The organism is Cognatilysobacter terrigena (assembly GCF_004361065.1).
In the GTDB taxonomy this organism is placed as follows: domain Bacteria; phylum Pseudomonadota; class Gammaproteobacteria; order Xanthomonadales; family Xanthomonadaceae; genus Cognatilysobacter; species Cognatilysobacter terrigena.
In genome coordinates, this window is record NZ_SELT01000087.1 from 1 (window position 1) to 1,418 (window position 1,418).

The window sequence follows — 1,418 nt, forward strand, 5'->3', positions numbered from 1 at the left end:
CGAGGTAGCTGGGCGAGCCCTGCGCATCGGGAATGACGGAGGCGCCCAGCCGCAGCCAGCTGTGGCTGCCGTCCAGCCGGGGCACGCGCAATTCCAGATCGAATGCGCGCGTGGTGCCGTCGATGGCGGCCTCGATCTGGCGGATCAGCGCGACGGCGTCCTCCAGTTCGCAGGCGCCGGCGGCGGAGCGGCCTTCGAGGCGGATCCGCGGCCGGCCGAGCAGGGCGCAGGCGGCGTCGTTGAGCACCAGCCAGCGGCCGTCGAGGCCGATCAGGGCAAGCCCGCCCGCCGCGTCATGGAACGCGCCTTCATAGGACCAGTGGGGTGCGAGGACGGCGGACATAACGGTTCCGAAACGGCAGGCGCCTGAACCGATTCATGCAACGGCCGTGCCGCCGGCGAAGGACGTTCGAGACGGCCGTCACCACACGATCTTGATGCGCTGCGCGCAACGAAGAGCCCGCTGGCGAGGCTATTCGCTACATGAACGCCGCGAATTATGTGAACGCCGCGTCGACACGGCCGCCTCTATTCTCGCGCGACCCTGCCCATGGGGATGGGCGTTTTCTCGAGAATCACGTGACCGAAGCCACCGCGCGGCGCACCCGTTCCGCCGCCAAGTCCGCGGCCCGTCCACCCGTCTTTGATGATCCGCTGCAGGCCCTGCTTGCCGCGATGACCGCCGTGGGCGAAGGCAACTTCGACGTCCAGCTGCCGGGCCATTGGGACGGAATCGAAGGCCGCCTTGCCGCGGCCTTCAACGAAATCGTCGTGCACAACCGTGCGCTGGCCGATGAACTCGGTCGCGTGCGCCAGGCCGTGGGTCGCGAAGGCCAGACGCGCCAGCGCATCGCGCCGGCCGCGCGCCGCGGCCAGTGGGCGCAGATGGAGCGCTCGGTCAACGAGCTGGTCGACGACCTGGTGCGTCCGGTCGACACGATCACCGAGGCGATCGCCGGCGTGTCGAAGGGCGACCTCACGCGTTTCGTGCCGCTCGACGCCGAAGGCCGTCCGCTGCAGGGCGAGTTCCTGCGCTCGGCGACGATCGTCAATCGAATGATCGAGCAGATGGGCGAGTTCTCGTCCGAGGTGACTCGCGTCGCGCTCGAAGTCGGTACCGCCGGCCTGCTCGGCGGCCAGGCGAAGGTGAAGGGCGTATCGGGCGTCTGGAAGGACCTCACCGATTCGGTGAACCAGATGGCGTCCAACCTGACCGCGCAGGTGCGAAACATCTCGGAGGTGACGATCGCGGTCGCGAACGGCGACCTTTCGCGAAAGATTACCGTGGACGTGCGCGGCGAAATCCTCCAGCTCAAGGAAGCCATCAATACGATGGTGGACCAGCTGCGCGGCTTCGCGTCGGAAGTGACGCGCGTCGCCCGAGAAGTCGGTACCGAAGGCAAGCTCGGCGGCCAGGC

Annotated in this window: 2 protein-coding genes; one reads left to right on the forward strand and one right to left on the reverse strand. The window is 68.2% G+C overall.

The annotated features are described in order from the left end of the window. Nucleotides 1-343 (reverse strand): PAS domain-containing protein (locus tag EVS83_RS15495; protein WP_133502092.1); only part of this gene is annotated, 343 nt, incomplete at its 3' end. Nucleotides 344-579: 236 nt separating this feature from the next. Here EVS83_RS15495 and EVS83_RS15500 point away from each other — a divergent pair. After that, on the forward strand, nucleotides 580-1,418 hold an 839-nt coding region (locus EVS83_RS15500), incomplete at its 3' end, for a HAMP domain-containing protein (protein WP_208108787.1).